Origin of the sequence: Desulfocapsa sulfexigens DSM 10523 (assembly GCF_000341395.1) — a bacterium.
GTDB lineage: Bacteria > Desulfobacterota > Desulfobulbia > Desulfobulbales > Desulfocapsaceae > Desulfocapsa > Desulfocapsa sulfexigens.
In genome coordinates, this window is the sequence record NC_020304.1 from 497,713 (window position 1) to 517,075 (window position 19,363).

Sequence of the window (19,363 nt, forward strand, 5' to 3'; positions counted from 1 at the left end):
CAGCGACAGGGGTCTCCTTTTGACCTTTCTCTTCGATCGAGTAGCGAAAGCTAAGGGCAACCATTTAGTTTGCCAACTAATTTCCAATGTAGCCAAGAGAAAAAAATAACTAAAGAACAGAGATTTCAGTTTGATTTAATACCACAAAGGTCAAAGGGAGATTTGACCCCTTTTTCATTAGAAACCGGATACACCGCTCTGATCTGCAAAGGGATCGAAGGTGCTGCCAAGGCCGGGGATCTGCGAAGAGAGGATCGCCTGCAGGTCTGCCTCATCAGTGATTGGGGGAATACTGTTACTGTCCGTGGACTGCGCACCTTGCTGTTCATAGGGGCCATTCCCGTTTGTCAGGTAACGTTCAAGGGCAGCAGCATCCAGAGGTTTTACATAGTCTGGATTGGTTTCCGGGTGTTCTATCTGTCCATAAAAGGCAGAGGCACAGGCCTGATCCACATCAAGGCCCAGTCCCATGGCCAGCAGCAGCCCTGAAGCCCCTGCAAAGTTATGTTGCAGACTGACGGCAGAAAGGAGCTTTCCGACGGTTTGTGAGGGGCGTTGCTCCGGGGTCAGGGGCAGGGATTTGATATCCTTATCACCGGCGACAAAGTGCTGCCCCTGGGGGCCGTTGGCGTTGCCGCCTCCTGTGAATACTCCGTTGCCGTAAGTGAATCCTATGCGAGGAGTCCAGGATTCCCCGTAGGTATAGGTCATGCCCCGTTTGCTAAAGCCCATGGCAGCTAGTGCTGCATCCACTTTAGCAAAATTTATATTCCCGTTGCTGTCTCTTGCAGTTTTAATAGCATCATCAACTCTGTCGCCACGGTCTCTTGCGTAGAGGGCACCGCGCATATCCAACCCTAAGCGTGATCTGTCAGCTACACTGATCACTACTTTACCGCCATACTCAGAGGTGTATTTAATCTCCGGGTCTTTTCCTGCTTCCATGCGCAGGGATGGTAGACTACCATCGATGGTAACCCTGCCTCCTAGCTTTTTATAATTCTGGATGATGGCAACGAGAGGGGAAGCTGCTGCTTGCACGCTGTCCTTCATATCCGAATCGCCATGGACATCCATGATTACGTTGCCGTTTTCATCGAGGGCGAAGTCGGCTGTGGCTGAGGGGGGATCATCTCCCCCTGCTACAAGATTGACGATCTGGATTGCGGCAGCTACTGCCCAGCCATATACGGGAATACAGAGTGCAGCAGTTGTTAATGCAGTAACAGCAGCACCTCTTACATCGCCCATAGCTAGCTGTGTACCTATGGCAATAATAGATATTATGGGGATGTTGCTGGCAATGGCATTAGTGCTGCCCACAATTGCATTGTAGACACCAATGGCATTGTTGACGGTACTGGCAGTGGTGTAGGCAATATTCAGGGCATCACCCGATTCCAGTACATCATCAAAGGAGGCTATATTAGCGGCAAGGCCAATGGCTGAGCCAACTCCAGCAAGAGTTTCACCGCCTACGCCGATACCTCCCTCAACATAGTTATCTACCCCTTGTAACAGTGAGGTTGTGGAACTGGCTATCCCCCAGCCATCCCCGTCTTCAATAGCCTCAGCTAAAGCAAGACCGGAGGAGGCGATAGTAAGTGCGGTGGCTCCTGATCCAACTCCTTCAACGTCAAAAAAACCGCCGCCGTTTGCATCCAGATACCCTTCTATATCACGCAGAAGATCAATACTGTTTCCGGCAATCTCCCAACCATCACCATCATCTATGGCCTGGCCGAGGCCGATACCGTGTTCGATGCCGTTGAGTATTGCTTCTCCAGATTGTTCCAGGAATCCGTCTTCAGTCGCAGGGTTGTTATCATTCAAGAAAACATCGTTACGATTATCTAAACTGGAGAGATAGCCAGCACCTTCACGAGCGATGTCCAAGCCATCACCAGAATTGATTGCATCACGAAGAGCTATTTGAGAACTCATCAGATCCAGTTCGGCTTCTCGTTCTACGGCTGCTTGCTGTATAATTGCCCTCATTTCTTCTTGGCTTACATTGAAGGCTGAAGAAACAAACTCATTCTGCTGTTCACTGTCCCATGATGCAAATTCTTTGGCTGATATTTCTCCTAGTTCCGGGTAGCGTGACAACATCTCATTATACAATTCTTCAGAGCTATGAGCGGTTAAGAGACGAAGCAAAGAAACACTGCTGTCTATGATAACGCTTCCCCCAAGGTGTTCACCACCTGAATGATGGACTAGATCTGAGTCTCCATTGATATTATAGAAATCAGGATCCTGTTCGTCTGCCTCCCCGATACCTGGTACGTTGAATGCGCCTCCAGTTATTGAAACAGAATTACTATATTTTTCTTTTAGAAAAGTTGTTACCACCTGTGCAAGATGACCACCCAGTGAATGTCCGGTTACATGTAATGTATCTATCCCTTCGGATTTAATTATCAGGTCAGCAAGCTCCTTTGCACTACCTTGTTGCGGAGGCTTTCCACCCAACCACAAGAGTGCATCATCATCCAGGTCATCGATACCGTTGGTACCTGTATATGCGATTACAACTTCACCTTCCGGTGATCTGAATACCTGTGCTTCAAAGCCGTTGGTTGGTGGTTCAATATTATCGTTTTTGAAGAATTCACTACTGTGCCCAAGGTGTTCCCAACCATCTGATGACATTTCCTGCCAGAGTTTGGACTCGGCCAGTTTATCTGTACTTTCGTAGCTTAAAATGCTTAAAGCCAGATCATTTTTTATTGTAATAGCCATAAGTTATTACCTGTTCAACGCAAGTCATGTACTTCCATTATCCAAATTTCATCTTTATGATTATATGCAATCTGATTTTTATTAACTGGATTTTGCAGACCGTCAAAAGCCCATCCTTTAGGAAACTTGTAACGATCTATCCGTTTGCCATCTTTTCTATCCCAGATGTCCAGTGTGCGTTTGTTTGTTAATGCAATGACATATTGTTCATTATCGAGAAAACCCAGCATTATTGGAGAGGTATCCATCGGACCGATGGTTTCAACTATTTCATGCGTTTCAACATCAAAAAGTTTCATCGATTGGTGGTATATTCTATAACTGACATCCTTGTCCGTCGCATTGGATCCATACAAAAAATAACTGCTATCTGAGGTCCAGGCAAAGGATGCCGGCGGGCCAAAGGCAACGTCTTTTAATTGTTTTTTTAATACAATTTCAGGATATTGCCATATTCGAAGATATGAGTGCACATCACCTTTTTTACCCCTGACTCCTATTTTCCCGAAATCCATCCAGGCATCAACCATATATTTCCCATCTGGGCTAATGGATACTTTTTCGGGATTTTCATAAGCCTCTAAGTACCCACTTTGTTTCATGTCGGGGACAGTATAAAAATAAATTTTTGGTTCTTTATTACCCCTCAATGAAAGAAAATGCCAAGAATACAAACGATTATCAGGAGTTGCGTACAGTCGGTTTCCAGTAGGAAAAAGAGGCATTTCATCTGAATAAAGCGAATAATTATTCCCAACATCCCAAACTCGAAGCTTATGCTGCCCCTTCACAACTTGAGATTGACCAATTAGATATTTACCATCTGTTGAGTAGGCTAGATACGACGAGAAAAGCTTATAATCTTTGACTAGGGTTTTGATCAATTGATGTTTTTTGATATCAAAAACAAACACCTTATCATGTACCTCAGATGTACAGGCAAGAAACCTGCCTGAAGGGTGAATAGTCATATCATCACAAGAATGGCCAGTTTCGCATTTCATAACCGCCATTCTACGTATATGTTTTGTGTCCATATTGCTTATCCCTCCACTACAACCACTAAGTACAACAAGCGCTGCAAAAAAATACATCGAAACAAGAGTTAGCTTAAAGCTACACTTCCCGTACGACAAGACTGACCCTACGAGTATCTTATGCCCCATGATCCGATTATTGTTCATATCTTGATCTCGTTCTCCATAAATTCCACAGGCAAACACCCTACCCGATAATTGCACGTTTGCCACCTACCCGAACGGGTAGGTTTTATGCTTTTTCTGCCTTTTTTTATAAGAAAATCAGATTCTGCTTAACAGCCGGGCTAGAGCATGGGAAGGACTGCGAACACCAATTTTTTTCATCACTAAATTCAGGCACAGTTCCGAAAACACAACACTATCCCCCTGAGTTCCACCAATGCTGGAACAATAATCTTGATCGGCTGTTCATTTTCACAAACACTCATCAGTTGCCACAGCAACAAAAGTAACAAAAAAATGAGACAGATCTTTTCAAAAACTTTTAAAATCTCCTGAACCGCTCAAAATCATTTATAGGGACAGGATATTTTAAAAGAAGAGAAAAGAACAACACCATCAATGCGAAAGGGAATATACAAGTTATCTCGCAATTTACTATCCGTAAATATACCTATTTTTCAATATAAACAGAAACTAATCCATCTTGGTTAAAATGTGTCATTGCAATCATTATTGGCTCAAAATCAACTCTAACTAATATAAAGGCAAATTGTTTATTGCGGCAGGCTGAAAGCACAGGCTAAGCGGACCTTCAACATCAGAATCGTTGGCCAACAAGGCAGTAACCGTCGTTGTAACAGAAGTGTCCTCATCGGTGGTCAGGATGTCAGCTCCAAAAACTGTCGCATTATCCACGGATAAAATATCTATCTGCAGGGTACCGGTGACGCTTCCGCCATTACCATCGCTTGCGCTGTAATTAAGGCAGCGACAGGGGTCTCCTTTTAACCTTTCTCTTCGATCGAGTAGCGAAAGCTAAGGGCAACCATTTAGTTTGCCAACTAATTTCCAATGTAGCCAAGAGAAAAAAATAACTAAAGAACAGAGATTTCAGTTTGATTTAATACCACAAATTCGCCACAAAGGTCAAAGGGAGATTTGACCCCTTTTTCGCCTAACGGAAAGCGCCTGCTCTTGCAGTATTTTGACGCGCACTTAGACTACCGCGATAATATTGGTCATTCGATGCTCGAACCAGACAAGGAAATCCGCACCTTTTCGACCAGATGATGCGGATAGTAACTTTCTTTTGCCCGGCGCAGACCAGGAATTCCGAGATCCTGCTCCCGGTTGACATAGGTAAAACCGCTGAGGTTGTTTTTGGCAAACCACTGATTTATCAACTGGCCCAGGCCTTGAAACTGGGGCATAGCCTTCTCAAAATGGCAGACCACGGTCGAGGGGTTAAGCGCCTCACCCACGGTAAAAGCCTCAACAATTCCCTTGATACGAATGGCGCCACCAGTAAGACCAAATTCCTGATAGTGGTACAGAGTTTCTGCTATGGCCTGATATTCACCGCATAGCCCTGGTTCAGCTTTGCAATTCCGGGCGGCGCACCATCGATCCTGCATGGCCATACACTCGGTAACTAATTCCGAGGTGATGATCTCATATTGGCAACTGTATGCGGCCAGGCACTTGTTGATGTGATTTCTTTTTTTCGTGAATTTTCTACCGGCAAGGGTGGCAAGCTCTTCCCGAAGATAGACATAGTCGCTGTTATCCCGGTCCTCGGCAACCGTGACGCCAGGAAGCAGGGGGATATCCGCTATCATGTCCTTAGGGATACGCTCAGCTCCACTTATCTGACTGCCATACTCACGGAAAACCTCAGTCAGGGATACCGATCCGACGGGGGGGCCCAGAACCACCAGCCCCATCTTAGTCTCAGCAAAAACAATGAGCGAGTCGCTGATAACATCTACCCAGATCGGACGGGTATTATGCCAGGAATAGAGATTGGTGAAGGTCAGCTCCGAAGTTTCAGGTGGAAAACGCCGGAGATATTCGGTAACAAAGAGCCGGTCATCAAGGGAGAGCAGGTGCAGGGTCATGAGATTCCTTTGAAGATAGGGACAATATCACTCTGAGGGCATCGAGAATTTCTATAGCTATCTTTCTTTGCCAATGATCTTGTGGAAATCAATCGCTAATTCCAGTTAACCCGGCCAGACACTCCAACCGCAGTGAAGAACCCACATTTGAGAACAACATATAAGAATTATGTACATAGCAGCAACCTGCAGTCAATAATTTTCCCATATAAGGGGCATATTATTGACTGCAACCACCTCAAGAAAAATCGAAGTTTTAAAGGTTCATCCGACTAAAGCGTACTTTTCCGTAATACAGCCCACCCTATGGGTGAATTGTAACTCAGGGGACATCTGTGATAAGTAAAACTAAGGGAAAAACTGTATTGTGTTACCGGAATTTCTCTTATCAGTTGCCACAGCAATAAAAGTAACTTGTTTGTTGCAGCAGGATAAATAAATTCCTTGGGGGGGGCTTGCGCTGCCCCCCCACACGTGAATGGCATTGTGTTTGAATGTTTAAGCAGAAAGAGTGAAAGGCAAAGAGGAAGAATCAACAATTAACCACACTTCCTATCCGGCAAACCTTACCTATCTTATATTTTACATTTTCCACTTGACCAGTTTGTTCCATTGTTTCCATCCGGTACAAAGCAGAATGTCATAGTTATTGTTTCATTACAGGATTTAACAATCCATTGTTCTTCCCACATTCCAGGATGTTCTTTGCCAGCACTGTCTGTTATGTCTGGCCCTTTTGTCACTTTGGTGTCTAATACTTTTATTGTTTTGCACGACTCATCTTTCCTCTTTATAGCCACCATCCCTGCGACCCCGCCTACAAATAAGTCACGAATTAATAGCGGTGAACAATAGGTAGTTCCCGGTACCAACATTCCCATTTGTGGTTCTTTCCCGTTTTTAGCTACCACTATGGCATTATATATTTTGCTTTTATTACATCTCTTAAATTCATACCTAAATGTCCACACACCTCCAACAGGATAAACATCTTCATTATTAAATGTTAAAGGAGTGAGAATCGCATGTGAGATAGGGTTCACATAATACTTACTATTACAATCCCTTTGGATATTTAACTCCCTATCCCAATACACTCCGAGATCATACAATTGTTTGTAAAAGCCCTGTGAGGTCATATAGGACTCGGCCTTAGCCAAGGAAGGGTTGGCATGGACGTTTGAACTACTAGAAAAAATAGCAATGATGATCAATAATTGATTTACCCTCATACACTCTCACACTGAAAAATTAAAATACCCTCGATGTTTACCCAAAAAGGGCAGCGAACAATACATTCAAGATGGCCCTGTGATCTATCCCTGTGACTTGTCACAAGACTAACGACCTAAAAGGATGACACATGCAGATACCTGGCTTCAGAGCCCACTATTCAATGGAAACAAACATCACTTTGCTTAAAAATGGTGTTCCGTATTTTTCCCAATTTTCTTCCCAGGTACTTTCCGGGCTTTCAAATGTAAACACATACACATAATCGGAAACATTACTTGCACTGATGAACTTATGAACAATGATAGGCTTTAACCCTGGAGGTGCATCTCTATACCTGAAGTAGGTGTTTTCATAATCGCCCTTACGATTTTGGCTAAACATCAATATTTCTTCTTCGTTATGGGTTTCCAGAAAAGGCTCAAGGTAAAGAAGGGCCATCTTTTTTGCAGGAATTGATTTTACTTTATTAGAATCAGAGATGACTTGGATGGTAACACCCATTTCAAACATTTTGGATTCCGAGAATTTTTCCGGGCTGGCTGCATAGACTTCGATAGGTATCCCGTCAGTGTTCGTTGAGCCTCCATTTTCATGCCAACCTATGGGTGTCTGAAAAACAGCATTTTTATATAGATGCCATTCAAACCCTTCCATTGGTGCTGGTAATTGAGCTAGTAACTCTTCAGGAGCACTAGCAATTTGAAGCGCAGAAATTATCGGCTGTACAGGTGGTCTTTCCTGAACCTGCACACAGGAAGCCATAGATAGCGCGAAAAGAATAATTATAAAAAAACTAACCCTACAGTTCAACTTCATCTATTTTACCTTGTCGTATTCGATACATAATGAGTAGAGGCCGTTAGAAAGTCGACAAAACACACAAAACATACAGAGATTATGGTATCTGCTTGATTGCCACATTTTTCAATCTGAATGCAATGATTTACGATAAACATATGTTTTATCACCAAAAAAAAACCATCGGAGTAGAAGAAACCTTAACGAATCATCGCTGCGAATTTTGGATGATTGAGAATGTCTTTAATAAGATTTTTAACAGCTGGAGAAAAGGCCTGTGGAACTTGCTGGCAAGCTCTATCTCCTAACCAACTGGCAGAAAAAGGATATTCACTATCGACTGTAAATGATTCTCTTCCATCTGCTGATAGTTTGATTACAAACATCCACTTGCCATTTCCTACAACTGAACTGGCATCAAGTTTTTCAAAGTGCCCATTTACAGTAAGACTTGAACTAGAATCATATAAATCAGCCAATTTTAATTCTGAAATAAACGCATTACGAATATACTCTTCAAATGAATTATCATTGGGGGTCTTTATGGTAATTGAGCCTCTACAGTTTATAGACTCATGAATGGTCTCAGACGTAAATGTGTTTATATTAACCTTTGATGCACTTTGCATTTTTCGTAGTGATTCAATATTTTCTACCGAAACACCATATTGGTTAACAGAAGCAGTACACCCAGAAATAAGCAACATTCCAAACAAAAATATCATGAAATTACCAAAAATTTTCACGTTCTTTTCCTCCAATTATTAAAATCTGCTGTTTAAAATCAGGCAATTCACCCAATCTAAAAGCAGTCAAGATACAATAGTTATTTCTTAACTTGTTGGCCCTGCGCCACATCATAATTATCTATCCAGAGCAGCTTACCTTCGGTGTACGGAGATGCCCAGGAAAGCGCAGTTACCCGATGTCCCTGTGCTTCAATTAACATTCCGTTTGCACCTTTAGCTGCAGCTTCCTTGACAGCAGCATTTGCAGTTTCACCCGCGCCGCCATACCATTCACTCTGGGAAACGAAGTCACCAATTACTGAATATTTTATATTTTCCGGAACAGACTTCTCGAAAACAAGAACTTCTCCATTAAATGCTGGTCGTGCTTGATCAGGGGCTACATTGTAGCTGGTCGAGGAACAGCTGCTCACCAACACTGCCATAGCCACACACAATATGTACTTAATCACCATGTTCTCTCTTTTTACTTTTGCCATTTCAATAGCTCCTTGTTTACAATTTCTCTTTGATCTTTCTGGCTTCTGCGTTTTCTTTTCTTACTTCCCACCCTCGGGAACCGCCACCAAGCACCTGTTAATACTTTACATTTTAATCACTAGTTCACATCAACAACCAAAACAAAGGCGTCACCCATTAAAACACTATCGTGTCCATGAACTTCACCGATGCGGCACCGGCTCTTTATTTCCACAACCACTTATCAGTTGCCACAGCAACAAAAGTTAACGGAAAAATGAGACAGATATTTTCAAAAACTTTTAAAATCTCCCGAACCGCTCAAAATCATTAATAGGAACAGGATGTTTTAAAGGAAGAAAAAATAACAACACCATCAATATGCAAGAGAGTATACAAGTTATCTCGGAGATTACTATCCGTAAATATACCTATTTTATCAAAATAAACAAAAAGTAATCTGTTCTATCTGAAATGTATCACCGGTATCATTATTGGCCCAAACAACACTACAATATAAGGATAGGCTAGCTGTTTATAGCGGCAGATAAAAGAAATCCCTGGAGGCCTGGAACTGCAGTCCACTTAAATAGTATTGTGCCCGTGGATATCTAGTTTTGAGAGTCTGAGATTGTGAAATCCACAGTAGAGCTGGGAAATATCCAGCCTCTTTTGGTCTCTGCAGCAGCCTCTGTTACCCTTGGGCTATCCTAACCTTTATTACGAGTTATTTTTAACTAATGATTTTCCGCTTTTCTGCCGATATATTGATATGGCATATTCATTCACCCCGGACGCTTTGTGACCACAAGTCGCTTACAAAGCGCCCATTTTCTCAAGGATGAGGAGGTGCAGTGTAACTATTTGGCAATTCAGCGTACAGGAGAGGGAAGTCAGACACGGAAGCCGAAAGAGAAAACTCTTGACTCACAAAGGATGTAACGAACCGTTCAAAGATCGCTACTGGTGTCCAAAACAGAAATGGTTTTCAAAAGAAGTCTGTCCTTTTATCAATCGAAGGGAGTGTGAAAACTTTTCGAGTATGAGTGGGGAACGGTTTACAAAAACCCAGGATTTCACAAAATCGACGCACAAATAACCAGGACTTGAACAAACACCAGATATTTAAACCAAGATCTCCATATATTGCACCGGGCTTACTTTTTTCTACAATGAACCTCATTCTCAGCAAATAAGGTGTAGTTTTCGTGATTCAATTTGACAGATTTTGTCAAAAGTTCAGACATCGCAAGAGAATCAATCCCCCCTTAACACTCGATAACGCTATCAGCTTAAATATCGTCCCATACAGTTCTCTTAACCTTGACATTGGGTTCTTTTTTGAGTCCCAACACAGAAAATGCTTTCGCTGGTGCCACGTCGTAACAACCTGTATTGTGGTTGAAAATTGGAATTTTACCGTTGCAAGAAACCCCTTCATATGTTATAAAAAAGTAACATTAATAGAAAATGCCAAACCTGTTGGAAAGCAGGGACGGAAAACTGCGGGTCTTTAGAGATAGCCGAGTTGCCTAATTAATAAGGTGGCTCGGTTTTTTTTGTTTATCAAACTCTTAACTTGGGAAAGAGGGGATGAGCGAAAAAGATCGTTATAAAGCCTGCTACTGGAGTGGACTGTTATTCCACCTAACGGCCTTTATCGCCCAAGGATATCGCCATTATACAGGAGAGACCATGAACCGTATAATTATTTTATTAATTTGGATCAGCGCTTTATTCTTTCCAGCTTTTAGTTACGCGGATTTGATTACTTTTGCAGAGGCTGACGATTCACATATAGAATGGACTGGTGGTATTTTACAACATACCACTAACTATGGCAGTTCTACTGAGATACAAACCGCTAACAATGGGATTTTTGATACATATGGCCTGATTAAATTTGATAACATTTTTGGGTCTGGGCCAGACCAGCTTTCAACAGACGCAACTATCACTTCTGCTGAATTGCATCTATGGATGTCACGTGAGTCCGCTGCTTTTAACAACATAATTAACCTATATCAGTTGACGAAAGACTGGGACGAACAGACAGTCACGGGCACAAATTATGGGGGATTGTTTAGCAATACAACAGGTACTGCAATAGATGTTTACAATAGTGCAGTTCCTGGCGGTACTCCTCAGGAACTGATATTTGACGTGATGGATAGCTTATTGGACTGGCAATCCGCTGATGGTGTTACTAATTTTGGATGGGGAATAGAATCTCAAACATTGCACGCAGTTAATTATTTTTATTCAAATGATTCCGATGGCGATTACATCCCCTATTTGATTTTAGATTACGAGACAGACCCAGTCCCAGAACCCGCAACAATGCTACTCTTCGGAACAGGTATAGCAGGGCTTGTAGGTTCAACAATCAGGAAGAAAAAAAAGTAACACACCCGAAAATCTCTCTTTCAAAGGCAGGATCATTCATTCGATCCTGCCTTTTCTGTTAATACCCTCTGCTGCTAATAGTAAGTGACAAAGTCTTCAGGTTCGCCAAATTCTTAAACATTACCTTACCACTAATCTTCCTCAAAATTTTTCCACAGATTTTTTTCTACAAACCGATTATTTATTTCTGGTAAATGGATAATTCAAGAGCATGACATCTCTCTATCTTTTCCACATTTATTGTGAAAAGATGATGCTGCAATTGCTTTTTAAGCAAACAATACTATTTAAAATTGATGAAAAAAACAAAGAAAAGACTTTCATTCCTCTGCCCGAATTGCAGAAAATTAATCAGCCATTCTGAATCTGAATGTCCATCCTGTGGATTAAAAAACCCTGGATCTATCTGGAATAACAATATTTTCATCAGAGGAACAGATACAAATGATACCATATTGAAAGTGATCGTTGCAACGAACATTGCAATGTTTGTACTCTCTTTAGTTATTGATTTGAAACACACTGGTTTTTCAAGTAGTCCTTTAAATTTTCTCTCACCGAGTAACAACAGCCTCCTTATACTTGGCTCTACCGGCACCATACCCATATTCCAACTGAATCGTTGGTGGTCACTTCTTTCGGCAAATTATCTACACGGCAGTCTACTGCACCTTGTATTCAACATGATAGCAATCTACCAGATCGGACCTCTACTTATACGAGAGTACGGTGTAAGTAAAATGTTCATCATATATACATTAAGTGGAATAGGCGGGTTTTTTATTTCATCGGTCTTTGGTGTTCGATTTACTATCGGTGCTTCAGCTGCGCTTTGCGGGTTGATTGGTGCTGCTTTGTACTATGGAAAAAGCCGGGGAGGTACATATGGTAATGCTATCTACAATCAAATCGGTGGTTGGGCTTTAGGTATATTTCTTTTTGGTTTTATGGTTCCGGGTATCAATAACTGGGGGCATGGTGGGGGTATGCTTGTTGGTGCCCTGTCAGGTTATTTGCTCGGTTACAGAGAACGTTCCCAGGAGAAAATAGGTCACAAGCTTTCAAGCCTTGCCTGTATTGTATTTACAGGCATTATACTTTTCTGGTCCCTTACAAATGGCATCTTATATCTTGTCATGTAATTGCCACTATAAATATCGAGACAGGTTTTGACACTAACACCCCTATTCCAGAGGCAACAACCATGCTTCTCTTCACTACTGGTTTAGTTGAGCCTGTAGGTTCTGGCTTCTAATCTTTGTGACGCCATAGCCGAAACAAAGATTTGACAGCCTCGTAAGCAATACTGATAATCACAAAAGCAATGGTTCCCAAAAACACCCAGCCCAGATATTCTGAAGCAGTATCCAATGATCCATCCTCCTTTTACCATTAATGGCGTCGAATTTATTCCCGGTATATATCTCTGTTTAAGGTACTCCGAGCTAGCTTAACCCAAAACAGAACACTCCTACTATGGTTTTCTGACCTGGATGAACCTTGCTTAGCCAAGGTGTCTCCAGGCAATTGCATGACGTTATTGACCTGTTTAGTGTCGTGGATGCCACTTTCTTTTGGATGAGTTTACACATACTATATCACAATACAATAAAGTATAGAAAGACATCGACTGGATCACTTTTACCTGGAAGGGGATGATGAAATGAGCAAAACAACAGTTATCTTACTGGCCTCTCTCGTGGCCATTACCTGGACAACAAATGCAGTGCAGGCGAGACCTGGAAAACGTTACGACGAGAGCACCAATATGTGTAGAGTCATCGATCAAGGCAGACTGGACTGGGAAAGTGACCATTGGGGAAGTGGTGCGCGTAAGTTTAATCAAGTCTGCAAAAGTTGCCATACGAAAGAGAATGATAAAGGTGCCCCTTTTCTGTATATGGAGAGCTATGGATCGGAAGGATGGAACAGAGTCTTTGCAAAGCGCAGGGTAAAGTGTAAGGAGGACGGTTCCTGGGATGTTTTGAGTAAGGAGGACTTATTATTGGTCAACGACTATCTGTACCGGAACGCAAATGACACATATGATCCAAACGATGCCGACACCTGCAGCTGATGATACTGTCACTCCCGGTCGGGAGTTCAACAGCTATACTTGAATAATTAAGAGTGAGTTGACACAGAGGGTGTGGTAAGTATTTACCCCACCCTTTTTTTTTGCTGTTTCGTAAGTACTCTCATATCAAAAATACGTGCAACACAAAAGAGTTACCCTGAATATTCAACAGATCCTCACCGCTACCCAGTCACACAGAAATACCACTCCTAAGGAGAGTTATGTAAATGAAGAATATCACTATACTCGCACTTGATGACGGATCGGCCACGTCAATTACCGGCCCTATGGAAGTTTTTCAAATGACAGGCACCTTATGGAATATGGCCAACGGCCTGGAACCGACTCCTTTTTTTAATGTACAGGTTGTCACCCTGACAGGTGAGCCGGTGAGAACCATGAATGGTATTACCATTAGCGCCCATGGCTCAATTGATGATGTGACGGATACAGACCTTATTATTGTCTCTCCCACCACGAATATTGAAAAGAACCTGAGTAAACAGGGAAGAATCATTCCATGGCTTCTCGATCAGTACAACAACGGTGCCCAGATAGCCGGAGTGTGTACCGGAGTTTTCATACTGGCTGCAACCGGACTGCTCGACGGGAAAATAGCCACCACCCACTGGGCAGTAGCCAACGAATTCAAACAACTTTACCCGCTGGTAAACCTGATGCCGGAACGCCTATTCACCGATGCCAATGACCTGTATTGTTCCGGGTCTTATAACTCCTGCATTGACCTGTCAGTTTATCTGGTGGAAAAATTCTGCGGTCGGGAAATTGCCCTGCAAACTGCTAAAATACTGATTCATGACATAAACCGCATTTCCCAGGCACCATACACTCCATTCAACTTCCAGCGCAACCACATTGATGAGCACGTGCTTAACGCTCAACGGCACATGGAAACAACATTTGCGGGACAAATTGACATTGAGCGGTTAGCACGGAGCCAAGGCATGGCACGTCGTACCTTTGAACGCCGATTCAAGGCGGCCACTGGTGACACCCCGAATCATTATATTCAAAGGGTACGGGTGGAAAAAGCCAAGAGAATACTTGAATCTGAGCAGAAGAGCCTTGACGAAATCAGTTATCAGGTGGGGTATGAAGACAGTGGTTTCTTTCGAAAAGTTTTTACCAAACATACCGGTCTCAAACCAGGAGAATACAGAGCAAAATTTCAACGGGTTGTTGAATTTCAATCTTAGTCCTGGTGGCAAGTGGGCAGTATGTTTCGCAGCCCAGTGGTGAAGAGACAGATCTCACCCACATTGCTCACTAGTTGGCTGCAGAGTCCGCCACCGTACAAGGAAAAGGCCAATGAGAGCAATACAAAATCGCTGTTATTGTGGAACTCCACCACCGGTATAGTCATAAATTGCATAGACAAGACCTGCAAAAATTCCTATGGTGAAGAATAACCTGAAGCGTGAAACCCAGGGAACTTTTACACCATCCGCCATATATTGGATAACGGAAATAATAACAAAGGTAATCCCGATCACATACGGTGCGGTGAGCAAAATCTGCTTACCGGTCGCCAGTATGGAGGCCAGCGGTTCTGAGGCAAGGCGCAGATTGAAGAGTATATACACTGCTGCCGTAACATAAAATGATATACTATTATTCTTCTTTTCTCTGGTCGGTTCCATATGCAATCACTCAATAGTCTTTATTTTCCAGAAACAGTTCTGCCCCGTCACCTGCGTAACTGTCTTCTCCTCTTTCCCGATACCCTGCATCTGCTGCAACCGGTGGAGTCTGGCACGGAAACAATAGATAAGTCACCAGAGAGTGATATTTTCATGGAACAGGGCATCTGTCAAGTCCATACTCCATCTCTTCTGGGAAAAGACAGAAACAGATTTCTGAAACTTGTAGAGGAAATCCGAATCGGTAAAGATGACATTGTTCAACAGCTGAGCGGTTTAACACTTGCTCATCTTTCAAAAGAACAGGACACCAGCGACAAGAGTCACCGGGCAATCATGACGACCCTGCTTGGCGGCCAGACTACCGGAGAGAGTGACTCTGCCGAAGAAACTCAAAAAGCAGCACTCTGGCAGGCCCGCCTCGTTCTGGCACTTGCCGAGATCCTTGACAAAGAAGAGGCTGAGCTGGCAACAAAGCTATCAGACATTGATGATACCGAGCTGGCTCTTTTTGAAGAGCTTCTTGGCGATGTTCCAGACGATACCGAAGAGACGGATTCTTTTGCCGAACTGATGCGCATCAGAGCCAATATCAACCATCCACGTCCGGGAACACTTAAAAGACGAATCCAGGCGTGGAAAACACTGTATTCATCTGGTTCTCTGCCTGAAAAATATTGGTTATGGATGACCAGCCAGGAAGAAGCTGCGGAACTATTAATTGACAATTACGAAGAGAAAGCAGGAAGAAACAGTGTCCCCCTTCTTCTCCTTGACCTCCCGGAACACCTTTACATGAGAGACAAGGATGGACTGGAAAGTATCAGAAAATTTCAAGAACAGGAAGGTGATATCCGCAGAAACATCATAGAAAAACTGACCGCCATTGTCAGCAAAGAGCACCTCAATAGTGTTGATCCCGTGGCTCTTCTTCCCGATGCCGGAATCCTTGCCCGTGAATGGAATGATCTTATTGAGTATCACTTTCCGGAAAAACGCTTTGGCCGCAGGAAACTCGACTTCCAATTCCTGGCCAACATTTCACTGGATCAGCTGGTTCGTGGGGTAGATGAAGAGAAACAATCAGATACAATTCGCCACGGAATAGTAGCAATCTATAAGGAATAATACGGCTACCGGTATTTTAGACTGAAGGTACAGAGAATCTGTACCTTCAGCCTGTAGCCTTTTCCCTGAAAACAACACCTGCACAACAGTCGAGCAGGCGGTGCCTGAGTTTACTTATCGCAGCAGGTATAGGGATTAATGGTCAACACCGGACAGCCGGCAGATTTTACAACCTTGTCGGCAACACTGCCAAACATGATCTTCTCCAGCCCCTTATAGCCATGTGTTCCCATGGCTATAAGCCCATCATCCTGCTTGGCTGAAAAATCGACAATCTGCTCTGCCACATCACCCACCAGGATTTTTCCAATCACCTCGACCACACCTTGTTCTTTGGCAAATTTTTCTATATCCTGGGAGAAACTATGCATTTTTTCCTCCGCCTGAGCAAACAGATCCTGTTCAAAATCCGGAATACTCATTTGGGGAACAAAAAATCCAGAATAATCTTCAAATTTCTGCACAACAAACAACAGTACCAAATTGGCCTTGAAGCTTCCGGCAATAAAGGCGGCGGACTCGGCAATCAGCTTGGAATTGTCTGAAAAGTCAACAGGGGTCACAACATTTTTGACTTGCTCAATTCGTTTCATGGCATCTCCCAGCAGGTTAAATTATATTCTTTTGATCTTGAATAATTTTGTCATAATTCAGGAGTCCCCACAAGGGAATTCTTCCGACGCTGTAAAAACTCCATAAACTGCGTATCACAAAAACACCGCGGCTAATTTCCGAACAAACCTTTCAACCCCTGCTGCAGCAGATCCTGAGTCGAACTTTTTTTCCCATCCTGCTTCGAATCGCCACTTTTGTTTTTCTTGTCCAGCTGTTTCTGCAATTCACCCATAAGAAGAGTTGTCGCTCCGGCTTTAAAGAGGCCAACGACATCTGCCTCTTCTTTTATATTCGAAAATTCCCCCTGGATCCGATAAGGGACAATAAATTTACTGTAGTCAGTCTTTCCGGATTTATCGTCTCGATCCAGACTTCTGAGAATCGAAATTTTCAAAACATAATCCACATATTCATTCACGAAATCGACACTTCCAGATCCCGTGACCTTCATCAGATCAGACTCGGCTTTCAGATCCTTATTGTGAAAGACACCATTGCTGACCACTCCGTTTGCATTGATTCGTGCAAATCCGGTTGGTTCATCCTTTGCCGCCTGAACCATCGGCTTTTGTTCATAAAGAGCCTTTGCCTGACGCACAACATCAAGAATATGAAGTTTTTTCACCACCCCATTTTCAAGGGCCAGTTTCACTGTTCCATTGGAGTTACGAATAAGCTGCTCTTTGACATTTCCATTTGTGCCCACCTGCAATGCCAACACGGCAGTGCCTGTTACCTCCTCTTTTCCTGTCATATCCATAAGTAGAGGGCCTACCTGGACCTGAGCAACATCACCAGTTACTGTAAGCTTTGGAAGTTCACCTGTCACATCAAGCTTTACCTGGGCGGCTACGTTTCCACTGTATAATTGTGCCCGTAAAGGATTCAACTCCAGCTGCCCCTCTCTACCCGATGCCTGCAGTTCAACGTGGGTCAGCGCAGCACCTTTAATCTTCAGGGAGTCAACACCAAGGTCAAGATTGAACTGCAATTTCCGCAAAGACTTAACGGGAAAAACAGGTTGTAATGAGGGAGTCTCCTTAATCGGAACATTCACGGATACCTTTTTTCCGCCACCTCCGGACACTTTTCCCTGTGCCATTGCTGGTTTCTGCTCTTTTTCCTTCTTCACCGCCCCCGCAACAACAGAGCTTTGCTGAACGACCGTCCCATAGGAATCAACATCAAGCTTATCAAGGTGCATTTTAAAATCATAGGAAGGGTGCTGAAGGTCAGTGAGGACAAAGCTCCCTGTCCCATGTGCACCGTCCAGCAGGAGATCGATGGCTGAGACATCAATTTTCTTCATGTTTCCAGCAAATGCACAGGAGAATCCAAGCTGCTGCAGTGCCGAATCATTCTTCCAGTTGGGCTGGGAAAGCTTATTTGTCCTCAGAAATTCTCTGAGGGAAAATTCTGGAATAAGAAGCGTTCCTTTGAAATGAGGCTCCTGATAATTGGTCACTTCTGCGTTGAGCTGGATAGAGAAGTCTCCGCTATTTAAACGAACCCCTTTAAGGCTTATATTCTTCTTCGCAAGATCAAGAAAGCTATTCCCTTCAAGACTGATTTTGGCCCCTTGGACACCAAAGGCTTTAATGGAATTTTCCAGGGACAGATTATCCAGCTGCACAGTTTGTTCTGAAAATTTAACTGTGATGTCACTATCAATAGAGCTCTCAACAAACAGCGTCGTGTTGTTCTTGCCAGAGGAGATGAGCGTGAAAGCGGATTGGAGATGAAAAGATTGTCCATCCAGCACATGGCCGGTCTGGACACTGAAATCCTTCAGTTCAAATATTTTTGCTGCCTGCTGATCTTCATAACGCACTGTCACCCGGCTCAAGTCAAAGGTCCCGAGTTCAAGCGTTGGAACCTTTTTCGCCTTTTCTCCTGCCTGCCCCTGCGGCACGGGGACTGAAGCTTCTTTCTTTTTTTTGGGTGATGGAGAAGACGCTGCTGGTGCAGAAGACTGGACTATCTCCCAGTTTCCCCTTCCGGATTTGTCACGAATCAGATAACAGTACACACCATGAAGCTGTACTCCCTGAACAACAAGACGTTTCTCTTTCAGGAGAGGGAACAGAGAAAGCTCCACTCTTGCTTCTTCACTGCTGAGGAGCGGAGTCTCCGAAAGTCCTGGTGCTGCAAGAACCCGAACCTGCCCAAGAGAAAACAGGACGTCAAGACGGGGCGAGATATGCAGGGTGATATCTCCCGGGATCTCAAGACGGAACCCGCTCTGTTCGTAGAGCAGATCAGATATTTTATCCTTGTAGTCATTCGGATCAAGCACCATAGGCAGCACGACTATAATCCCCAAAAACAAAAGGATACAAATCACCAGTAAACCACCTGCCCACTTCATTACACGTTTCATTGAAACTCC

16 protein-coding genes and 1 riboswitch are annotated in these 19,363 nt (G+C 43.4%); of the genes, 5 read left to right on the forward strand and 11 right to left on the reverse strand.

Going from position 1 to position 19,363, the window contains the following annotated elements; translation table 11 throughout:
- Nucleotides 1-177: 177 nt before the first annotated feature.
- The 8 genes from UWK_RS02080 to UWK_RS02110 form a co-directional block, all read right to left on the reverse strand.
- The gene (locus UWK_RS02080; RefSeq protein ID WP_015402691.1) at nt 178-2,745 is read right to left on the reverse strand and encodes a lipase family protein; all 2,568 of its coding nucleotides are present in this window, start codon (nt 2,743-2,745) and stop codon (nt 178-180) included.
- Nucleotides 2,746-2,759: 14 nt separating this feature from the next.
- Nucleotides 2,760-3,782 carry a WD40 repeat domain-containing protein gene (locus UWK_RS02085; protein ID WP_041916269.1) on the reverse strand — a complete coding sequence of 341 codons (1,023 nt, stop codon included), beginning with the start codon at nt 3,780-3,782 and terminating at the stop codon, nt 2,760-2,762.
- A gap of 699 nt (nt 3,783-4,481) precedes the next feature.
- On the reverse strand, nt 4,482-4,664 hold the full coding sequence (locus tag UWK_RS20105; RefSeq protein ID WP_407637478.1) for a hypothetical protein: 183 nt from the start codon (nt 4,662-4,664) through the stop codon (nt 4,482-4,484).
- A 302-nt stretch (nt 4,665-4,966) separates the two neighbouring features.
- Nucleotides 4,967-5,845 (reverse strand): DUF2156 domain-containing protein, encoded by an 879-nt coding sequence (locus UWK_RS02090; protein WP_015402693.1) that lies wholly within the window; start codon nt 5,843-5,845, stop codon nt 4,967-4,969.
- A gap of 575 nt (nt 5,846-6,420) precedes the next feature.
- Nucleotides 6,421-6,984: a hypothetical protein gene (locus tag UWK_RS02095; RefSeq protein WP_167320707.1), complete on the reverse strand. Its 564-nt coding sequence runs from the start codon at nt 6,982-6,984 to the stop codon at nt 6,421-6,423.
- 250 nt (nt 6,985-7,234) lie between these two features.
- Complete coding sequence (locus UWK_RS02100; protein ID WP_015402695.1) at nt 7,235-7,897, reverse strand: hypothetical protein; 663 nt, start codon at nt 7,895-7,897, stop codon at nt 7,235-7,237.
- Nucleotides 7,898-8,079: 182 nt separating this feature from the next.
- Nucleotides 8,080-8,625 carry a hypothetical protein gene (locus UWK_RS02105; RefSeq protein WP_015402696.1) on the reverse strand — a complete coding sequence of 182 codons (546 nt, stop codon included), beginning with the start codon at nt 8,623-8,625 and terminating at the stop codon, nt 8,080-8,082.
- Between the two features lie 80 nt (nt 8,626-8,705).
- The gene (locus UWK_RS02110) at nt 8,706-9,107 is read right to left on the reverse strand and encodes a hypothetical protein (RefSeq protein WP_015402697.1); all 402 of its coding nucleotides are present in this window, start codon (nt 9,105-9,107) and stop codon (nt 8,706-8,708) included.
- Nucleotides 9,108-10,549: 1,442 nt separating this feature from the next.
- A riboswitch (cyclic di-GMP riboswitch) is annotated at nt 10,550-10,623 on the forward strand.
- Between the two features lie 57 nt (nt 10,624-10,680).
- Here UWK_RS02110 and UWK_RS19790 point away from each other — a divergent pair.
- From UWK_RS19790 to UWK_RS02135, 4 genes are all read left to right on the forward strand, one after another.
- Entirely contained in the window at nt 10,681-11,493 is an 813-nt protein-coding gene (locus UWK_RS19790) for a PEP-CTERM sorting domain-containing protein (protein ID WP_015402698.1), read from the forward strand.
- Nucleotides 11,494-11,954: 461 nt separating this feature from the next.
- The gene (locus UWK_RS02125) at nt 11,955-12,635 is read left to right on the forward strand and encodes a rhomboid family intramembrane serine protease (protein ID WP_228130057.1); all 681 of its coding nucleotides are present in this window, start codon (nt 11,955-11,957) and stop codon (nt 12,633-12,635) included.
- Between the two features lie 521 nt (nt 12,636-13,156).
- Nucleotides 13,157-13,570, forward strand: a complete 414-nt coding sequence (locus UWK_RS02130) for a hypothetical protein (RefSeq protein ID WP_015402700.1) — start codon at nt 13,157-13,159, stop codon at nt 13,568-13,570.
- Nucleotides 13,571-13,797: 227 nt separating this feature from the next.
- The gene (locus UWK_RS02135) at nt 13,798-14,787 is read left to right on the forward strand and encodes a GlxA family transcriptional regulator (protein ID WP_015402701.1); all 990 of its coding nucleotides are present in this window, start codon (nt 13,798-13,800) and stop codon (nt 14,785-14,787) included.
- Between the two features lie 135 nt (nt 14,788-14,922).
- Here UWK_RS02135 and UWK_RS02140 read toward each other — a convergent pair whose 3' ends face one another.
- Complete coding sequence (locus tag UWK_RS02140) at nt 14,923-15,231, reverse strand: hypothetical protein (RefSeq protein ID WP_015402702.1); 309 nt, start codon at nt 15,229-15,231, stop codon at nt 14,923-14,925.
- On the opposite strand from UWK_RS02140, the gene UWK_RS02145 reads away from it, so the two are divergent.
- On the forward strand, nt 15,232-16,359 hold the full coding sequence (locus UWK_RS02145) for a hypothetical protein (RefSeq protein WP_015402703.1): 1,128 nt from the start codon (nt 15,232-15,234) through the stop codon (nt 16,357-16,359).
- Between the two features lie 110 nt (nt 16,360-16,469).
- On the opposite strand, the gene UWK_RS02150 is transcribed toward UWK_RS02145, so the two are convergent.
- Nucleotides 16,470-16,952, reverse strand: coding sequence for a universal stress protein (locus tag UWK_RS02150; protein WP_015402704.1), 483 nt, complete (start codon nt 16,950-16,952; stop codon nt 16,470-16,472).
- A 131-nt stretch (nt 16,953-17,083) separates the two neighbouring features.
- Nucleotides 17,084-19,354, reverse strand: coding sequence for an AsmA family protein (locus UWK_RS02155; protein WP_015402705.1), 2,271 nt, complete (start codon nt 19,352-19,354; stop codon nt 17,084-17,086).
- Nucleotides 19,355-19,363: the final 9 nt, after the last annotated feature.